The organism is Acinetobacter soli (genome assembly GCF_018139125.1).
Classification (GTDB): Bacteria; Pseudomonadota; Gammaproteobacteria; order Pseudomonadales; family Moraxellaceae; genus Acinetobacter; species Acinetobacter soli.
This window is the reverse complement of sequence record NZ_CP073241.1, coordinates 371,194-390,209: the sequence shown is the minus strand read 5'-3', so window position 1 is coordinate 390,209 and position 19,016 is coordinate 371,194. Positions and strand designations below refer to the sequence as shown.

Sequence of the window (19,016 nt, the reverse complement as noted above, 5' to 3'; positions counted from 1 at the left end):
TTTAATTATCCTGATTAAATTGTGGGGTACGTTTTTCTAAAAATGCCGCAAGCCCCTCTTTGGCAGGCTCACCCAGACTAATCCCTGCAATTTTGCGTGCTTCAAGCTCCAAGTGCGTTTCAGGGGTATTTTGATGACTATTGAGCAGCAGTTGTTTAACATTCGACAATGCAGGTGTGGAACTATTCAGCAATTGCTCAATCAAAGCAGTTTGACGCTTTTGCAGTTGCTCAGTGGTGACCACTTCACTAATCAGACCGATTTGATCTGCTTCAGCAGCGCTCAGTTTTTGATTGAGCATTAAAATCTGTTGGGCTTTGCGTAAACCGACCAATTTAGGCAAATGCCATGTCAATCCAGCGTCTGGACTTAAACCAATCGCCCCATAAGATGGTGCAAATTGTGCATTATCAACTGCAATAACCACATCCCCAATCAGCGCCAGACTCATACCAGCACCTGCTGCAGTCCCATTGACCACCACCAATAAAGGCTTGTTCATACGCATAAATCGCGAAATGGCTAAATGTAAAATACCCGCAAGCTCACTTAAAAAAGCAGGAATGTGTGCTTGAGCTTCGGTGAATGCGGTAATATCACCTCCAGCACAGAAAAAACGTCCAGCCCCTGTAAGGACAACACAGCGAATGCTTCGATCCTGATCACATTGAATTGCAGCATGGAGTAGCGCTTGTGCAAGCGCCAAATCAATCGCATTGCCTTGCTGGGGACGATTTAAAGTTAAATACGCCACACCTTTTTCTACTTCAACTAAAAGATGCTGACTCATTGGCAGGCCTCCATTGCTTCACGCGCGAGACGTGCCAAGATAGGGAAGCTTTTAGCACGTTCCTGGGCATGAATGGAGGCCGCAGATCCACGAATGACACGTCCTTTAATGCCATGAAAAATTGCCGCCAAGCGGAAAAAATTAAATGCGACATAAAATTTCCATTGTGAAATACCCTGTCGACCTGTGCGTGCACAGTAACTTTCTATATATTCTTGCTCTGTCGGAATATTCATAGCTTCAATATCGGTATCTGCCAGACCCGCGACAATGTCAGGCGGCATTTGATACATCATGGCGTGGTAGGCAAAATCAGCGAGGGGATGACCTAATGTTGATAATTCCCAATCCAGAACAGCCAAAATTTTGGGTTCAGTGGGATGAAAAATCATGTTGTCGCAGCGAAAATCACCATGAACGATGCGAGTTTCATCCCCTTTTGGAATGTGCTTCGGTAACCATTCAATCAGCATATCCATATTAGAATCGTGCCCTGCTTCAGGGTCATCAAGATACTGTTTTGACCAACGTGCAATCTGTCGTTCAAAATAATTGCCAGACTTACCATAATCCTCAAGCTGCAACGCCATGGGATCGAGGCTATGTAATTTAGCAATAGTTTGATTCATGGCATCAAAATATAAAGGACGCTGTTGTAGAGATACCTCTGCAAAAGATGCATCCCAAAAAATTCGTCCTTCGACTTTATCCATAACGTAAAACTCAGTTCCCAGAATCGAAGTATCGGTACAGAGTCCATGAATTTTAGCCACAGGAAAACCTGTTTGATATAAAGTAGTTTGAATACGTGCTTCTCGCTCTACCGCATGTGCCCCCTTTAATGCACCATTGGGCTTTTTACGCAGTACATAACTTGCATTAGGGGTCTTGATCTGATATGTCGGAACAGACTGGCCACCTTTAAATTGACTAATTTCAATATCACCTGAAAAATCAATCACATGAGTTCGCATCCATTCAATTACAGCATGCTTATTCAGTTCCATACCTGCTCTTACGGCAGAAACCCCGGTATTGGCTTGCGCATTTAAACTCGTCATCACTTAGCCTCCTTGCTGCTGTTGCTTGTTTCGTTTCAGCCAATCTCGCTTAATTTTTTTTGCAATTGACCACTTATGTACTTCGGTCGGACCGTCATAAATACGAAAAGCTCGAATCTCACGGAATACTTGCTCGACAATGGTTTGCTCGGTCAAACCAGAGCCACCCATCACTTGTACACAACGATCAGCCACTCGCATTAAGGTTTCACTCACCGATACCTTTGCCATCGAACTTTCAAATGTACCCAATTCACCCTGATCTAAAACCGAGGCACACCAATCAATCATGAGTTCAACCTGCTTTAGATCAATAAGGTTTTCGGCCAGCATAAAGCTGCATCCTTCATGATCAATCAGCAACTGTCCAAATGCCTTACGCTGATTGGCATATTCAGTCGCAATTTCATTGGCACGCAAACAGGCACCATACCAGCGCATACAATGCGAAAGACGGGCTGGAGAAAGCCGAACCTGCGCATATTTAAAACCTTCACCCGGTTCACCTAGCATTTGTTGTGCTGGCACTCGCAAGTCATTCATCCATAATGTTGCATGCCCACCTGGCATTGAGCTGTCAATGGTACGCGGTACTTGCTCAATCTGGATCGCAGGATGCGGCAATTCGACCAGAAACATACAAGCACCTTGTTCTGCCTTGGCCATAATGATGCCGACCTGTGCACCATCTGCACCGGTAATAAAGGCTTTTCGGCCACGAATGACCCATTCATCACCCTCTTTCCAACAAAGCGTTTGCATCATAGATGGATCAGAACCTGCACCATTTTCTTGTGCGGGTTCGGTCATAAAAAAAGCAGAACGTACATTCCCTTCTACCAAAGGCTTTAGAAATTTTTGCTTGATAAAATCACTGCCTACTTGACCTAACAGATACATATTGCCTTCGTCAGGCGCAGCAGTTTGACAAGCCAAAGGCCCTAAGGGTGACAAACCCGTTTTAATCAAAACTTGTGCTGTTCCACGCTGACTTAAATGTGTACCATCAGGCAAAATATGTGGCGTAAGAACCCCTGCCTCACGCGCTTTATCTCGCAGTTCGACAACCAATTCTTCGGTTGGACAATTGTGATGATCACGCCGTGGGTCACGCTCATACGGAATCACCACTTCACGCACAAACTTTTCAACCTTAATAGCTATTTCATGTGCCAGATTTAAATCATCAATCATCATTTTGCTGTCATCCGTATAGCGCCATCTAAGCGGATAACTTCGCCATTAAGCATAGGATTGAGAATGATGCTTTCGACTAATTGAGCAAACTCATCAGGTTGTCCCAAACGGCTTGGAAATGGTACTTGAGCGCCTAATGAATCTTGAACATCTTGCGGTAAAGTAGCCAATAATGGCGTGAGAAAAATCCCAGGTGCAATCGTCATGACTCGAATGCCATAACGTGCAAACTCACGTGCTAAAGGTAAAGTCATGCCTACTACACCTGCTTTAGAGGCTGCATAAGCGGGCTGACCAATTTGCCCATCAAATGCAGCAACACTGGCCGTATTGATAATCACACCACGTTCTTCACCAATAACTTCGTCTTTATGTAATCGGGCTGCAAATTTTGATAAGACATTAAAGGTACCATTTAGATTGATATTAATAATCTTGCTAAATACGGATAAAGCCAATGCATTACCTTCACGATCAATGGCTTTACCAGGAGGACCGATACCTGCACAATTCACCACCACACGTACTTTTTTCTTATAAAATTCTTCAGCCTGTTGAAAAGCCTGATTAATCTGTTCTTCATTGGTTACATCGGCTTGTACAAATAGACCACTGACCTGAAGCGCAAGTTGTTCACCTAATGATTGATTTAAATCGACAATAACTAACTGTGCTCCTTGCTTAGCAAGCCGCTGTACAACTGCCTCTCCTAAACCAGAAGCACCACCTGCTACTAATACAACATTTCCTTTGAGCTGCATTTTTACTCCATTTAATTCATTAATAAGTATTATTCTTAAGAGTGAAAATAAGAGCCTGATAAATCAAAGTCAACGTAATGAAAAGAATGATCAAAAAGAGTAAATAAAATGATCACATAAATAAATTTCAGAGTAATTTCAAATATTTCGGAGCTATTTTAAGAATAGATAAATTATGATTTGATTTAAATCTCAGATATAAGTAGAAGTTTTTCCAAATTAAATCTTAGTTTTAAAGGGCTTTGTTGCAAAAACATTCAAAAGCTAAACTTTCCCCAAGTTATCCAAATTTAAGTGACAACTTGGGTGTGAGGTCGGCCCAACTTCGTAAATTTATTTAATACAGCCACACGTGCATGCATCTCATTGAGTTGGCTTTGGAAATTCCTTGCGCTAAGCATATCACCGAATAATTTGATGAAATGCATCTTGGTTTCTACCAAACTTCGGGCATGATAGCCTGACCTTTTTTTCATAGTGTCCTGTCTAAACGTTTAACTGTTCGAATTAATTCATTTCGCTTTAACGAGCTGGTCTTTGTATCTTTACAAGGCTTCGCATTTTTTCTGAGTGGAATCACCGTATGCGCTTGTCGATCTGCGATTACCTGACGGCATTGCTTGGTCTCATAAGCCCCATCAGTATAGACGAGACGGAGTCAATCTGTTCTTCTTGTGGAATCTGATCCAGTAAATCACCAAGCACCTGTGAATCACTCACATTGTTGGTTGCGAGCTGAATAGTGCGTATTTGAAGGGTTTCAGTATCGATACCAATTGTAATTTACGCCATTCGCGACGATATTCAGGCTGATGTTTTTTACGTTTCCATTCGCCTTCACCTAAAAACTTTAAGCCTGTAGAATCAACGAGTAGGTGTGGAGACCATTACTGCTTTTTTGATAGTTAATTGCAATATCAATATGCTTTTGTCTTCTACAAATAATGGAATAATCTGGGGCTGTCCAATCTAATCTACAAAGATGAATAAGACTTTGAACAAAGCCAGTGACCATACGTAAAGACAGACGTAATAGTGATTTGATCATTAAACAGTATTGAATCGCTGTATCGGAATAAGTTTGATTTCGTCCATGCTTGCCTTGTGGCTGTGCATACTATTGGGTCTTAGGACCCAACTAGATTGAAATATTTCCACGCTCGATTAAAACTTGGTTATATGAAGGCCAATTGGTTGTAAGATAGATTTTAGGTGTGGGCTTATTCATTTGAGAATTATAATGTTAAATAAGCCTTTAACGGTAGGTTTGTGCAACAAAGCCTAGTTAACTTAAACGACGAGGAGATAAATAAAATCTCACTCATTGTTCTAGACTACACCTAAATCTTCTTAGAATCGCCTTAAAGCAAAATTAGAACTACACCCCTGCATCTTTCGTTTTAGTTGATTTAAATTGAATCTAAAGCAATTAGAGAGCAGCTGTGATTCTTCAACGATGATGATTAGACTGTGCAATGAATTTTAAACTCAAAATTTCAATTGTCCTAAGTGATCCGAATCAACATCAAATAATACCTCTCAATCCAAAATTTAATGTGGGGTAAGTTGAGGGGTAGAATTACAGTAAAAAAATAAGCCCTTGTAAAAACAAGGGCTTATTTAAATATTTGGCGGAAGCGGTGAGATTCGAACTCACGGAGGACTCACACCCTCGTCGGTTTTCAAGACCGGTGCATTAAACCGCTCTGCCACGCTTCCATGTGCGTAAGAATACAAAGACCGTTTATTTTATTCAAGAAAAATTTTAACGCTTTGCACTCGTTTGCATATTGTTTCATCAAAATTACAGTTCTGCGGCCAATTCTGCACCTTCTCGGATGGCACGCTTGGCATCTAGCTCGGCAGCAAGCTTCGCTCCACCAATAATATGATAGCGTGCCAGTGTCGACTCCTGTGCTAAAGGCATTAAATCTTTCACTGACTCTTGTCCAGCACAAACCACAACCGTATCTACACGAAGTAGCTGATCATGACCATTTACTTCCACCCACAAGCCTTCATTGGTTACAGCTTTGTACTGCACACCACGCATCATTCGCACCGCATGTTTTTTCAGTTGTGCGCGATGCACCCAGCCTGATGTTTTTCCTAAACCAATTCCCAGCGGTGTGGTTTTACGTTGTAATAAATAAATTTGTCGCACAGGTACTTCTATTTGGACAGGTTGCAGGCCACCTTCGGTAATGTAATTCGGATTAGAGTCGACCCCCCATTCTCGCTGCCAATCCGCCAAGGGCTGGGGCTGAATCTGATGCGCAGGTTTGAGTAAAAATTCAGATACATCAAACCCGATACCACCTGCGCCAATCACGGCCACTTTTTCACCAACTGGAGCACCACGTAATACTTCAGCATACGAAAGAACTTGTGGCAAATCACTGCCTTCAATACGAAGCTGGCGTGGAATAACACCCGTCGCCACAATCACTTCTTCATAGCCCTCGCGCTCGAGTTGCTCACGATTGACGCGTGTGTTTAAACGAACATCTACACCCGTTTTTTCTAGTTGCACTTTGAAATAGCGAATGGTTTCATGAAACTCCTCTTTGCCGGGGATAACTTTGGCCAAGTTAAATTGCCCACCCACTTCAGACGCAGCTTCAAATAACGTCACCTGATGCCCACGACTGGCTGCAACGGTGGCCGCCGACAGCCCTGCGACACCGCCACCTACAACCGCAATTTTTTTCGGTTTTTTGGTTTTGATATACGTTAGCTCGGTTTCGTATGCTGCACGCGGATTGACCAAACACGTTGCACGCTGGTTTTTAAAGGTATGATCGAGGCAAGCCTGATTACAGGCAATACAGGTATTAATTTCATCGACACGATTGGTAGCCACCTTGGTCACCCAAAATGCATCGGCTAAAAGTGGACGTGCCATCTGAATCATGTCGGCTTTACCTTGTGCCAAGATCTCTTCTGCCACATCTGGCATATTGATTCGATTGGCCGCAATCACAGGTATAGACACGTGCTGTTTCACATAAGCAGTATAATCGACAAAAGCCGCACGCGGTACAGAGGTGACAATGGTTGGAATACGCGCTTCATGCCAGCCAATACCCGTATTGAGTAAGGTAACGCCCACTTTTTCAAGTGCCTGTGCCACCGTAATCACTTCGCTCATGGTATTGCCATCATGAACTAAATCCAGCATAGACAAACGAAAACTAATAATAAATTTTTCACCGACTTTTTCACGAATCGCTTTTACAATTTCAACTGCAAAGCGCATACGGTTTTCAATCTCGCCGCCCCAGCGATCTGTTCGTTGATTGACATGACGGCTCAAGAACTGATTAAGCAAGTAGCCTTCAGAGCCCATAATTTCGATACCATCGTACCCTGCTTTCTTGGCCAGATCGCTACAGCGGGCATAATCTTCAATGGTGTCTAAAATATTGCTTTCCGACATCTGACGCGGTTTAAACGGTGAAATAGGTGATTTAATTGGGCTTGCCGACACCACAAAAGGTTGATAACCGTAGCGACCAGCATGCAAGATCTGCATCAAAATTTTTCCACCATGCTTATGTACGGCATGCGTGACCAAACGATGATGTGGAATATCTGCCAAAGAATTCATGGTTCCACCTGCGGGTAAAAGCCAGCCCTGTCGGTTAGGTGAAATGCCGCCGGTAATGATTAAGCCAACACCGCCTTTCGCTCGCTCTCCAAAGTAGGCTGCAAGTTTCGGATAATTATAAAAACGGTCTTCCAAGCCGGTATGCATAGAGCCCATCACGACTCTATTTTTAATTGTTGTAAAACCTAAATGCAGTGGTTTTAAAATATGTGCATAGCTAGTCATGACGAATCCTTAGGTTGTTATTGGCTTTGCAACTTGTTGCATAATACTTTAATACTTTTTATCGGGGTTGGGATGACCCGAGTGCTTTTTTTACGTGTTAAAAATGTCAGTTAATTAGTTATCAAAACATTCTTTTGGTTGGTTTACATCTTATTCTTTGTTTCGAATCGCATCATATTAACGGTGATTATTCAGCTTGATCTACAAGTAAATCTATAAAAACAGCCCTGCTGTACAGAGCTGTTTTTTGAGTTTATTTATGACTCTGAATGGCAGCAAGTCGCTGTGAACCCAGCTTTAATGAGCTCACCACAATGCCTAAACATATGCAAATCGCACCCAATACAATATTCATGGTTAAAGGCTCATGCCAGAGCAGCGCACCAAAGCACAAGCTCAACACCGGAATACTCATAATCGAGATTGAAGCAACAAAGGTATCGACCTGACTCACAATCCAGTTCCAGAGTACAAACGCAAATCCTGTGCCAACAATTGCAATATAGAACAAGATTGACGCATTCAATGGATCTAGCCAAACATTCAAATCAACCGGTTCCCATGCAAGTGCACCAGCGAGTAATACCACAGCCCCCAGAAGCAATTGCCAAATCGTCAACTTGATTTTGTCATACTCGGCAAATTCTTTCTTAATGTACACCGTCGCCGTGGCCCAGAAGAAACCCGAACTGATTAACAGCAACTCACCCACCACCGACAGATTAAATTGAATGTGTTTAAGCTGCGGCCACATGATCGCGATCAGCCCTGCCACACCCAGTATCAGGCCCAACGTTTTTTGGAAATTCAAGCGTTCATTCAGTAAGAAATGCGCCAAAACACCTACAAAAATTGGCATGGTAAAAGTCAATACCGCCGACAATCCTGAGTCGACAAACTGCATGGCAAAGGTTTGGGTCGCATAAAATCCAAAACAAACTAAGACACTGAGTACAATCATTTTTCGCCATTCATGGCGTGCAGGTAAAATCGAACGTTTCAATAAAGCCTGTACCAATATCAGGGTTAGGGCAGCCACAATCAAACGTGCGGAAATAAATAAAAATGGAGGAAACACCTGTAAGCTGTGTTTGACCAATCCCCATAATGATCCCCAAACAAGGCACAACAGTGTGATGGCACTGATGACTCGAATATTCACGTTTTCACCCATTTCACAACAAACATGCGCCATTATAGAAAAGAAATGACATCATGAATAATGTTATGTTTTAATATAAGCATCATTTTTTTTAATACCTTGATGTATTCATCTCTCTAAAAATACATCTTGATCATTTTTAATGCGGAGTTCGGCCATGAATATTGATATTAATGATATCCGATCCTTTGTTAACGTAGCTGAACTCAAAAGCATTTCAGCCGCTGCACAAAAAATGAATTATTTACAATCCAACATGACGGCAAAAATCAAAAAAATTGAGAGTCACTATAATCGCCAGCTATTTATTCGCAAATCCAAAGGGGTTGAACTGACCGAATCTGGCATGCAGTTATACACACAGTACAAAAAAATGATGTTTACTTGGGAAGAAACCGAAAACAAGATTCAACAACAAGACTCCACTTTACGTTTTGGTACCAATACCAGCTTGGGTGGAATGCGTTTTTATCCTGCATTTAATCAGTTATATAGTGCCTATCCTGATTTGGCACTGACCATGAAAACTGGATCGACCGGTTTTATTGAAGATGAAATTTCACAAGGCCATCTCGATTTTGGCTATGTGCTGGGTCATCCCAAACACAAGCATCTTCAGTACCGTTTAAAGGAACAAGATGAACTGGTGATTATTGGTAAAAATATGATTAATCATGAATCTCTAGACGATTGTCTTAATCATCAAAATATTCTGCTGGCCTGTGAAGAATGCTGCTATGCCACTACACTCAATAAAATTTATACAGAGCGTAATTTAAGCCAAGGCGAATTGGTTCATATTTATGATTATCAAGCACTTATAAATTTTACACAATTGGGAATGGGTGTTTCCATGATTGCAAAATCTTTGTTAAAGAAATACGACATCCAGTATTACAAAGAGCTTCCAGATCAATATCGTAATATTGGACTCTATTTGGTTGCACGGCATGATCACGTATTCACCCCGATTGAAAAACAGTTCATCGAGTTAAATGAATCGCTTGAGGTAAACTAAAAATCTGCATAGGTATAATATGGCTATTATAAAATATCGCGAGCAGCCTGCGCCGCGCAGCCTTTGCTGCCAGCCTTCTAAGCGAAAACATAATTTTGTTTTTTTCAGAGGGTCGAGTGAATTATCGGAAAAAATCAATAAAAAAAAGTGCTACAATACCCGCCATTGTGAATTCTCATGACCATCATTTTAGGTCTTTTTATAAACGTTAGGATTAGTAATGACTGATAATGCAACCATTTTGCAGCATGTACCTGTAGGCAAAAAAGTGGGGATTGCCTTCTCTGGTGGTCTAGATACTTCAGCTGCTCTATTGTGGATGAAACAAAAAGGCGCTGAACCATATGCATATACAGCAAACCTAGGTCAGCCCGATGAAGATGACTATGATGCGATTCCAAAGAAAGCTGAGCAGTACGGTGCAGTTAAAGCTCGCCTGATCGACTGCCGTTTGCAGCTTGCACTTGAAGGTATTGCAGCAATCCAATGTGGCGCATTTCATATCAGCACTGGCGGTGTGCCTTACTTTAACACCACGCCACTTGGTCGTGCGGTTACTGGGACCATGTTGGTCACTGCTATGAAAGAAGATGATGTCAATATCTGGGGCGACGGCTCGACCTACAAAGGTAACGATATCGAACGTTTTTATCGTTATGGTTTGCTGACCAACCCGAACTTGAAAATTTACAAACCTTGGTTAGACCAAACCTTTATTGACGAACTAGGTGGCCGTGCAGAAATGTCACAGTTCCTGATCGATAATGGTTTTGACTACAAAATGTCGAAAGAAAAAGCATATTCGACCGACTCGAACATGCTAGGTGCAACCCATGAAGCGAAAGATCTCGAATACCTTGATGCCGGTATCAAGATTGTAGATCCGATCATGGGTGTTGCGTTCTGGAAAGATGACGTTGAAATTCAGCCTGAACAAGTCAGCATTACTTTTGAAGAAGGCATGCCAGTTGCCCTCAATGGTCAGCGTATTGAAGATCCGGTTGAATTGATTCTTGAAGCCAACCGTATTGGTGGACGTCATGGCCTAGGTATGTCGGATCAAATTGAAAACCGTATTATCGAAGCAAAATCACGCGGTATTTATGAAGCACCGGGCATGGCACTTATGCATATTGCTTACGAACGTCTGGTGACGGGTATTCATAACGAAGATACCATTGAACAATACCGTATCAACGGCTTACGTTTAGGTCGTTTGTTGTATCAAGGCCGTTGGTTCGATTCACAAGCATTGATGCTGCGTGAAACTGCACAGCGTTGGGTTGCAAAAGCCATTACAGGTACTGTGACTTTAGAATTACGTCGTGGTAACGACTACACCATCATGAACACTGAATCTGTAAACCTGACCTATGAAGCAGAACGCTTAACCATGGAAAAAGGTGATTCGATGTTTACGCCAATGGATCGTATTGGCCAGTTGACTATGCGTAATCTGGATATTACCGATACACGTGCAAAATTGGGCATTTATACCAACTCGGGCCTGCTCTCGATTGGTCAAGGCTCAGCTGTACCACAATTAGAGACCAAAACGAAATAATCGTCTGAAATCTCAAATAAAAGCTGTCACCTGACAGCTTTTATTTTTTCTGTACGCATCAACTTTTTGATTAAAAATCCGCTTAGATGCAGTTACTTGAAGCAATTTGAGGTGAATTGTAAGCATTTCCTGTTACCATTTTCAGGGCTTTTGCATTATCATCTGTTTTATTTTGCAGCTTGAATTCCCTTGGATACGATTACTCTTCTGCAGCCAGACGATTGGCATGCGCATTTACGTGACGGAATCGCACTTCAACGTACTGTTCCAGATTTAGCTAACCAGTTTGCTCGCGCGATTTGTATGCCGAACCTTGTCCCACCTGTCAAAACAGTGGATGAAGCCTTGGCTTACCGTGAACGAATCATGGCGCATGTTCCAGAAGGTGTTCATTTTGATCCGCGTATGGTGTTGTACTTTACCGACCAAACTCCAGCGAGCGAAGTCAAAAAAATCAAGGCTTCCGAATTTGTAAACGCGATTAAGCTTTACCCAGCAGGTGCAACCACCAATTCAGATAATGGCGTAAGCGATATCCGCAAAGTCTATGCTGTAATTGAGCAAATGGAAGAGCATCAGGTACCACTGTTACTGCATGGTGAAGTCACTCATAACCATGTGGATATTTTTGATCGTGAAAAGCGCTTTCTAGACGAAGTATTATCTCCGTTACTCAAACAGTTTCCAAAACTTAAACTGGTACTCGAACACATTACCACCAGTGAAGCCGCGCATTTTGTTTTAGAACAAGACCGCAACGTAGCTGCCACCATCACGCCACAGCATCTACTATTTAACCGTAATGATATGCTGGTCGGTGGGATCAAACCGCATTTTTATTGCCTCCCAATTTTAAAGCGTCAAACGCATCAACAAACCTTGCTTGAAGTGGCTACTAGCGGCAATCCAAAATTCTTTTTGGGTACCGACAGCGCACCACATTCGAAAGATGCCAAAGAAAATGCATGTGGTTGTGCAGGTTGCTACAGTGCACCGACAGCCATCGAATTATATGCACAGGCATTTGATCAGGTTGGAAAGATTGAGCGCTTAGAAGGGTTTGCCAGCCATTTTGGTGCCGACTTCTATGGCCTGCCACGCAACACCTCGACCATTACCTTGGTTAAAGAAGATCAAGTGATTCCAGAGCAACTGGACTATCTTGAGGGTGAAAAAATTATTCCACTCTATGCAGGTAAAACCATTCAATGGAGAAAAGTGTGACTCAAGAAACCTCCACTCTTCCTGTGATTGGTCAGCGTTTTCGTGGTTTCTTACCCGTTGTTGTCGATGTCGAGACAGCGGGTTTCAATGCGCATACCGATGCGTTGCTTGAAATCGCCTGTATTCCAATCGTCTATGATGAAGCCGGACAATTTGTACCGGGCGAAGCCTATCAAGCCCATATCAATCCATTCGAAGGGGCAAATCTTGATCGTCGTTCGCTCGATTTTATCGGGATCGATCCGTTTAATCCGATGCGCATGGCCATGGCAGAAGATGAACGTTCAGCGCTCAAACGTATATTCAAGTCGATTCATGAAGTGCGTAAGCAACAGCAGTGTACTCATGCTGTACTGGTAGGCCACAACGCACATTTTGATTTGGGCTTCTTGCAAGCTGCAATTGCACGTACCAGCACTAAAAATCAAAATCCGTTTCATAGCTTTTCGGTATTCGATACGGTGACCTTAAGTGCAGTTACGTTTGGACAAACAGTACTGGCCAAGGCATGTATACAGGCAGGCATTGAGTTTGATGGCAAGGAAGCACATTCTGCGTTATACGATACGCAAAAGACAGCCGAACTGTTTTGCTATATTTTAAACAAACTCTCTCCACACCTACTTGACACACTCGTGGCGGATCAATAAGATACCGCCATCCTCAACGTCCCTATCGTCTAGAGGCCTAGGACATCGCCCTTTCACGGCGGTAACCGGGGTTCGAATCCCCGTAGGGACGCCATCTCATTTTTCTCTCTTGCATTTTCTTTTATACTGTTTACCTGTGCTCAAACAGAGACATGTCATGCTGAAAAAGATTTTGATCGCTATACTCATTTTATTGCCTTCTGCGCTTTATCTTTATATCGTGCATGACGCACCTAAGAAAACTTCGACTGAACAGTCACCTGCCAACTAAATTTTAAAAACAGCCTAATATTCATACAATTAGCTATTTTTTATTCACTTAATCATATTTCTGCCTTTTTCTTTGCAATGCAAATTGACAGCACAGATGAAACTTCCTATTATACGCACACCTCGCAACGTCCCTATCGTCTAGAGGCCTAGGACATCGCCCTTTCACGGCGGTAACCGGGGTTCGAATCCCCGTAGGGACGCCATCTTATTTTTCCGTTGTATTTCTCTTTTTGCTTGTCTCACTGTCTATTCTTTGACTCATGCTGCATTGCACATTTCAGTTTTTTCACTAAAATAGCGCTTTCTTTCATCTTGAAGCGATATTGTCTATGCTGCCGCCAGACTCTACAGACCAACAAGTACTCAGCAGTGCTGCTCCATTAAAACGTGCCATGAGTACTCGTCATTTGGTCATGCTGTCGTTAGGTGGTGCGATTGGCACAGGCCTGTTTTTAGGCTCAGGCGAAGTGATTACCCAAACAGGCCCGATTGGCGCTGTGATCGCCTATATGCTGGGCGGTCTGATTGCATATATGGTCATGCTGTGTTTGGGTGAGCTTGCTGTACATATGCCAGTGTCTGGGTCATTTGGTGCCTATGCCAAACGCTATATCGGGCCAGGCACCGGATACATGATTTCGTGGTTATACTGGCTGACATGGACAGCCACGCTAGGTACCGAATTTACTGCCGCGGCATTACTCATGCAAGAATGGTTTCCCCATATCTCGATGTGGATCTGGACCAGTATTTTTGCAATCACCATTTTTGCACTCAACCTCAGCTCCACGCATATTTTTGCCGAATCTGAATTCTGGTTGTCGCTGGTGAAAGTGCTGACCGTGATCGGCTTTATTATATTGGGTCTATTGGCTATTTTTGGTCTGATTCATTTTGAGGGCTATCAAACCGCACCACTGTTTAGCAATCTCACCAGTCATGGTTGGTTTCCTCAAGGTCTGATGCCTATTTTTGCGACCATGCTGATTGTTAACTTTGCCTTTTCAGGCACAGAATTGATTGGCGTTGCGGCAGGTGAAACTAAAGATCCTGCAGTCAATGTACCCAAAGCAATTAATGCAGCCATCTGGCGTTTGCTCATTTTCTTTGTGGGCACCATTGTGGTCATTAGCGCACTGTTGCCTTATGAGGCAACTGGCTTAGGCAATCATGGTGTGAGTAATAGTCCGTTCGTAACGGTATTTCAATATATCGGTATTCCGTATGCAGACCACATTATCCGTTTTGTGATTATTACGGCGCTGCTATCTGCTGCAAACTCTGGTTTATATGCTGCTTCTCGTATGATGTGGTCGCTTTCGAGCCAAAAGCAATTACCGTCTATTTTCTCTAAGCTCACCACCAGTGGTACGCCAATTATTGCCCTCATTGTAACGATGTTTGGTGCGATACCGGGATTATTGTCTGAGCAGTTTGCACCAGAGACTATCTTTAAAAATTTACTGGGCGTTGCGGCATTTACCATGGTAATTGTTTGGATGAGTATTTGCTGGAGTCAGTTCAACTTTAGACGTCAATGGTATAAAGATGGCCACAGCGTATCTGAGCTCAAATTTGCTGCACCGCTGTTTCCAGTTCTACCGATTCTTGGATTTGTATTTTGCTTGATTACTGGCTTAAGTATGGCACTTGATCCTGAGATGCTTCCCGGTTTTATTGGTTGTTTGATCTTTGTGGCGGGTTGTTATTTAAGTCACTACATATTTTACCGTAATCAAAACTAAAGCGGTTAAAAGGTACAATACTCATTGGAAAGTGTAGCAAAATCGCTACACTTTTTTTATTTAGATCACTGGTTTAGCGCATCATTCTTCTGTAGATTTTAAGTCAATATAAGAATAAATAAGCCTGATCACGATGAAAATTGTATTTGTTCATGGCGCCCAGCAACAAAAAATGGATGCCTCACAGCTTCAAGACTACTGGTTGAATATCTTTCAACTTGGGCTGAATCATTCTGCAAAACACATCGAACTCGATACGCTGGATATCTCCTTTCCTTATTATGGTGATTTACTGTTTAAGCACATGCTCAGTTTTAGTACTGAGCCGATCAATTTACTTGGAGATACTTGGCAAGAATGGCATCTGCCTTTTTTCCTTCCAGATGAATCTCAGCCTGTAGATGACAGCCAGCCGCTCATTTCACTCACATCCGACACCGACGAAGAACTTTCATTTACTTCAAAACTTTATCTTTTTTCACATTTAGCCAAAGATCGCGTACTTAAAGAATTTGTAGTGCTGCTCAACAAATTTCCCAAATTACATGAAAGCGTGATTCAAAAACTGATTATTGAGGCGTATTTATATCTGGCGAGTCCAGACTTTATGCAGGATGTACACAAGCGTATTGCATCTGCCTTTGACAGCGACGATGAGTATATTATTGTGGCGCATTCTCTGGGTACAGTCATCGCGTACAACCTATTACAGCAATTGCCTCACATACGCGTACAACGCTTTATTACGCTTGCTTCACCACTGGCCTTTCAGGTGATTCAATCGAAGCTCAACATGCCAGTAGAACGCCCCAGATCGCTTATAGGAGATTGGCACAATTTCTATTCGCAAGAAGATTATCTCACCACCTTTCCTCTCGATCAGGCACCATTCGATTTTCATCCTCCAATTGAGAATCAATTGATTTCAACCTTTGTCAATCGTCCGCACGAAATTATTGGCTACCTACAACATCCTTCCGTCATTGAGCGTATTGTAGAACCGCTTTATCCAGATCCGGCGCTTTATCTGGATTACGGTTAATAGTAGTGCCAGATTTTGCATCAACACTTCAACTCAACAAGCCACACAAAGCGCTACATTTTTTTGATGTAAGCTCAATCTATAGGCCATAAAAAGTATCACTATGCATATTGTGTTTATTCATGGTATGAATCAGCAGCAATTGAATGCACAGAGCCTACGTAAGCACTGGCTCAGCGTGCTCAAGCATGGGCTAAGCCGGAATCATTTGTTGTTTCAATTCGACTCACATCAGTTGCATTTTCCTTTTTATGGCGATTTACTGACCCAATTTCATTTAAGCAATCGCCTTGACCTCGATACCTTTTTACCTAAATCACTGCTCTCACTTCACTTGCCTGCTCATCTTCATATTCCCTCATTCGCCCTTTTTAAAGAAAAACAAACCAGTGGGCACATACATCTATTTGATTTAGCAATGATAAAGAAGAAATTGCTTGATGAGAGCTTGACTGCAAAAGATCAATCTTTAAAAGAACTGATGATACTTCTAGATCACTTTCCAACATTACATGAAGAGCTGATGCATACATTTCTGATCGAAACTTATTGTTATTTGGCAAATCAAAGCTTCATGCAACGTGTTCATCAACGTATACGTATTGGTATTCCTGTTCAGCAGCCGTGTATTATAGTGGCGCACTCTTTAGGATCGGTCATTGCCTATAATCTGCTACGCCAAATGTGTAATATCTCTAATATCCAAGGCTTTATTACACTTGGCTCCCCTCTGGCGTTTCGTGTCATTCAGCAACACCTCATACAGCCGATCAGTTACCCCGAATGTCTACATGGTGTATGGCATAATTTTTACTCTCATGATGATTTTCTCACAGCGTTTCCACTTGAAAAGCCCCCATTCGATTTTGATCCACCTATTTTGAATCATGAAATTTCGACTTCGAGTGCACATCCACATGAGATTTCTGGTTATTTGCAAAATATTGAGGTGCTCAAAGCACTGATCGAAAGTTGTCAGAGCCGCTAAACGATATTCAGCTCAAAAGATATTCATTATGTTTAATTTTTTGATTCAAAATAAATGAAATGCGGTATTTTTAAACACTCATCGCTAAATTGCAGTTTTTTTTAGGAAAACAGTTTGACAGACTCAGGAATTAAACCTAATATACGCCCACCTCTGAAACGTCCCTATCGTCTAGAGGCCTAGGACATCGCCCTTTCACGGCGGTAACCGGGGTTCGAATCCCCGTAGGGACGCCAATTTCAGATACAGCCTCACTATAAGTCCCTATCGTCTAGAGGCCTAGGACATCGCCCTTTCACGGCGGTAACCGGGGTTCGAATCCCCGTAGGGACGCCAAATTCGATCATTAAGATCATAAAAAAAGCCTCACAAAATGTGAGGCTTTTTTTATTTTAGGTTTTAAATCTTAATTAGACCTAAAACCCTTAAAATGACTTATGCAGATTTTCTCGAATTTACACGCCCCTGAATGACCGCTTTAATATTGCCTTTGGCATAATTTAGAAAGACCAATAAAGGCGATAGTTTTGGATTTGGCGTTTTGCCTTTTCCAATGGTTTTAAACTGCGCGGCGTACCAGATAATTTCCATAATGGCCATCTTATCAACAAAAGGTAAGCCAGTTTTAATCGGTTTTACTGCATATCTTACATCCTGCCCTGCAATAAGACGCTGCGTCAAATCAGGCTCTACTGCAAACGGGCGCGCAATCCCGATAAAATCACATGCACCACTTTTTAAAGCTGCATTCATTCCCTCAACTGTACGAAAGCCACCAGTCACCATGAGTTTGCATGACACATGCTGACGAATTTTTTCTGCAAAATCTAAAAAGTAAGCTTCACGTGCAATGGTACTGGCTTTACGTTTATCTGCTTTTACTCCGGCCATTGCGGGTGCTTCATAACTCCCACCAGAGATTTCAATGATATCGATACCCGCAGCATCAATTGCCTTAAAGACAGCAATTACATCTTCTTCTGTAATACCACCACGCTGGAAATCTGCTGAATTGAGTTTGACTGAAATAATGAAATCTTCAGATGTGGCCGCGCGTACCGCACGATAAATTTCAAGCAAGAAGCGCATACGGTTTTCAATGCTGCCTCCCCATTGATCTTGGCGTTTATTGGTGAGTGGCGATAAAAACTGACTGATTAAATAACCATGCGCACCATGTAGTTGCACGCCTTCAAAACCTGCTTGCTCACACACGGAAGCTGCTTTGGCAAAGCGCTGTATAATCTCTTCAATTTCGTCGTGGCGAAGTTCACGCGGTGTTGCAAAAAGTGGTGCCAATGCGGCGCTAAATGGCACTGCCGATGGTGCTACGGTTTCTTTATTTAAACCTTTTGGACACTGACGCCCCGGATGCGAAAGTTGAATCAACTGCACCATGCCATACTGTTTACCAATTTGTGCCCAGTGCTTAAGCTGAGCCAGATCACGTTCATTTTCAATGGCCACAACGCCTGGCTCATTCTTGGCGCGAATATCAACCATCACATTACCCGTTATGGCACAACCCAACTCACCTTTGGCCCATGCTTCATAGAGTCCGTAATGTAGCGTATTGGGCTGACCTGCCTCATTGGCCAGTGCTTCACTCATCGCACCTTTGATAATTCGGTTTTTAAAAGTGGTATTGCGTATTTTAAGTGGCTCAGCGATTTGATTCATGACATTGCTCGGCAAGTTGTAGCTGT

General features: G+C 42.5%; 14 protein-coding genes, 5 tRNA genes and 1 pseudogene. 11 read left to right on the top strand and 9 right to left on the bottom strand.

Annotation, left to right across the window (positions count from 1 at the left end):
- Position 1 precedes the first annotated feature (1 nt).
- The 8 genes and pseudogenes from KCV09_RS01710 to KCV09_RS01675 all read right to left on the bottom strand — a co-directional run bounded on the left by KCV09_RS01710 (position 2) and on the right by KCV09_RS01675 (position 8,806).
- On the bottom strand, positions 2-790 hold the full coding sequence (locus KCV09_RS01710; protein ID WP_151815866.1) for an enoyl-CoA hydratase/isomerase family protein: 789 nt from the start codon (positions 788-790) through the stop codon (positions 2-4).
- Positions 787-1,851, bottom strand: a complete 1,065-nt coding sequence (locus KCV09_RS01705; RefSeq protein ID WP_151815865.1) for a phosphotransferase family protein — start codon at positions 1,849-1,851, stop codon at positions 787-789. The genes KCV09_RS01710 and KCV09_RS01705 overlap by 4 nt, the downstream gene beginning before the upstream one ends.
- Before the next feature lie 3 nt (positions 1,852-1,854).
- On the bottom strand, positions 1,855-3,048 hold the full coding sequence (locus KCV09_RS01700; RefSeq protein ID WP_151795746.1) for an acyl-CoA dehydrogenase family protein: 1,194 nt from the start codon (positions 3,046-3,048) through the stop codon (positions 1,855-1,857).
- Complete coding sequence (locus tag KCV09_RS01695; protein WP_212515443.1) at positions 3,045-3,809, bottom strand: SDR family NAD(P)-dependent oxidoreductase; 765 nt, start codon at positions 3,807-3,809, stop codon at positions 3,045-3,047. Before KCV09_RS01695 ends, KCV09_RS01700 begins: the two co-directional genes overlap by 4 nt.
- Positions 3,810-4,099: 290 nt before the next feature.
- Positions 4,100-5,037, bottom strand: a pseudogene (locus KCV09_RS01690) (IS5 family transposase).
- A 401-nt stretch (positions 5,038-5,438) separates the two neighbouring features.
- Positions 5,439-5,528 (bottom strand) — tRNA-Ser (locus tag KCV09_RS01685).
- 85 nt (positions 5,529-5,613) lie between these two features.
- A complete protein-coding gene (locus KCV09_RS01680) occupies positions 5,614-7,644 on the bottom strand; it encodes an NADPH-dependent 2,4-dienoyl-CoA reductase (RefSeq protein ID WP_151977367.1) in 2,031 nt (676 codons plus the stop codon).
- A gap of 253 nt (positions 7,645-7,897) precedes the next feature.
- On the bottom strand, positions 7,898-8,806 hold the full coding sequence (locus KCV09_RS01675) for a DMT family transporter (RefSeq protein WP_119025510.1): 909 nt from the start codon (positions 8,804-8,806) through the stop codon (positions 7,898-7,900).
- Between the two features lie 157 nt (positions 8,807-8,963).
- Between KCV09_RS01675 and KCV09_RS01670 the strand changes: the two genes are divergently transcribed.
- The 11 genes from KCV09_RS01670 to KCV09_RS01620 all read left to right on the top strand — a co-directional run bounded on the left by KCV09_RS01670 (position 8,964) and on the right by KCV09_RS01620 (position 17,646).
- Positions 8,964-9,824 (top strand): LysR family transcriptional regulator, encoded by an 861-nt coding sequence (locus KCV09_RS01670; RefSeq protein WP_119025465.1) that lies wholly within the window; start codon positions 8,964-8,966, stop codon positions 9,822-9,824.
- 220 nt (positions 9,825-10,044) lie between these two features.
- Complete coding sequence (argG, locus tag KCV09_RS01665; RefSeq protein ID WP_151752681.1) at positions 10,045-11,388, top strand: argininosuccinate synthase; 1,344 nt, start codon at positions 10,045-10,047, stop codon at positions 11,386-11,388.
- 189 nt (positions 11,389-11,577) lie between these two features.
- Positions 11,578-12,612, top strand: a complete 1,035-nt coding sequence (gene pyrC, locus KCV09_RS01660; protein ID WP_055415672.1) for a dihydroorotase — start codon at positions 11,578-11,580, stop codon at positions 12,610-12,612.
- Positions 12,597-13,262, top strand: coding sequence for a ribonuclease T (gene rnt / locus KCV09_RS01655; RefSeq protein ID WP_004936280.1), 666 nt, complete (start codon positions 12,597-12,599; stop codon positions 13,260-13,262). The genes pyrC and rnt overlap by 16 nt, the downstream gene beginning before the upstream one ends.
- A gap of 18 nt (positions 13,263-13,280) precedes the next feature.
- Positions 13,281-13,356: transfer RNA gene (locus KCV09_RS01650), tRNA-Glu, on the top strand.
- Positions 13,357-13,662: 306 nt separating this feature from the next.
- Positions 13,663-13,738: transfer RNA gene (locus KCV09_RS01645), tRNA-Glu, on the top strand.
- Between the two features lie 126 nt (positions 13,739-13,864).
- Positions 13,865-15,280, top strand: a complete 1,416-nt coding sequence (locus KCV09_RS01640) for an amino acid permease (protein ID WP_048763597.1) — start codon at positions 13,865-13,867, stop codon at positions 15,278-15,280.
- 133 nt (positions 15,281-15,413) lie between these two features.
- Positions 15,414-16,322, top strand: a complete 909-nt coding sequence (locus tag KCV09_RS01635; RefSeq protein WP_212515442.1) for a lipase family protein — start codon at positions 15,414-15,416, stop codon at positions 16,320-16,322.
- A gap of 103 nt (positions 16,323-16,425) precedes the next feature.
- Positions 16,426-17,310 (top strand): hypothetical protein, encoded by an 885-nt coding sequence (locus KCV09_RS01630; protein ID WP_151814961.1) that lies wholly within the window; start codon positions 16,426-16,428, stop codon positions 17,308-17,310.
- Positions 17,311-17,470: 160 nt separating this feature from the next.
- A tRNA-Glu gene (locus tag KCV09_RS01625) sits at positions 17,471-17,546 on the top strand.
- Positions 17,547-17,570: 24 nt separating this feature from the next.
- Positions 17,571-17,646 (top strand) — tRNA-Glu (locus tag KCV09_RS01620).
- Positions 17,647-17,745: 99 nt separating this feature from the next.
- Here the strand turns inward: KCV09_RS01620 and KCV09_RS01615 are convergent.
- The gene (locus KCV09_RS01615; RefSeq protein ID WP_004936266.1) at positions 17,746-18,990 is read right to left on the bottom strand and encodes an NADH:flavin oxidoreductase/NADH oxidase family protein; all 1,245 of its coding nucleotides are present in this window, start codon (positions 18,988-18,990) and stop codon (positions 17,746-17,748) included.
- Positions 18,991-19,016: the final 26 nt, after the last annotated feature.

Bases quoted from the DNA above. Each gene is read 5' to 3' on its own strand.
- KCV09_RS01710 (WP_151815866.1), bottom strand. From the start codon at position 790: ATGAGTCAGCATCTTTTAGTTGAAGTAGAAAAAGGTGTGGCGTATTTA.
- KCV09_RS01705 (WP_151815865.1), bottom strand. From the start codon at position 1,851: ATGACGAGTTTAAATGCGCAAGCCAATACCGGGGTTTCTGCCGTAAGA.
- KCV09_RS01700 (WP_151795746.1), bottom strand. From the start codon at position 3,048: ATGATGATTGATGATTTAAATCTGGCACATGAAATAGCTATTAAGGTT.
- KCV09_RS01695 (WP_212515443.1), bottom strand. From the start codon at position 3,809: ATGCAGCTCAAAGGAAATGTTGTATTAGTAGCAGGTGGTGCTTCTGGT.
- KCV09_RS01680 (WP_151977367.1), bottom strand. From the start codon at position 7,644: ATGACTAGCTATGCACATATTTTAAAACCACTGCATTTAGGTTTTACA.
- KCV09_RS01670 (WP_119025465.1), top strand. From the start codon at position 8,964: ATGAATATTGATATTAATGATATCCGATCCTTTGTTAACGTAGCTGAA.
- argG (WP_151752681.1), top strand. From the start codon at position 10,045: ATGACTGATAATGCAACCATTTTGCAGCATGTACCTGTAGGCAAAAAA.
- rnt (WP_004936280.1), top strand. From the start codon at position 12,597: ATGGAGAAAAGTGTGACTCAAGAAACCTCCACTCTTCCTGTGATTGGT.
- KCV09_RS01640 (WP_048763597.1), top strand. From the start codon at position 13,865: ATGCTGCCGCCAGACTCTACAGACCAACAAGTACTCAGCAGTGCTGCT.
- KCV09_RS01635 (WP_212515442.1), top strand. From the start codon at position 15,414: ATGAAAATTGTATTTGTTCATGGCGCCCAGCAACAAAAAATGGATGCC.
- KCV09_RS01630 (WP_151814961.1), top strand. From the start codon at position 16,426: ATGCATATTGTGTTTATTCATGGTATGAATCAGCAGCAATTGAATGCA.
- KCV09_RS01615 (WP_004936266.1), bottom strand. From the start codon at position 18,990: ATGAATCAAATCGCTGAGCCACTTAAAATACGCAATACCACTTTTAAA.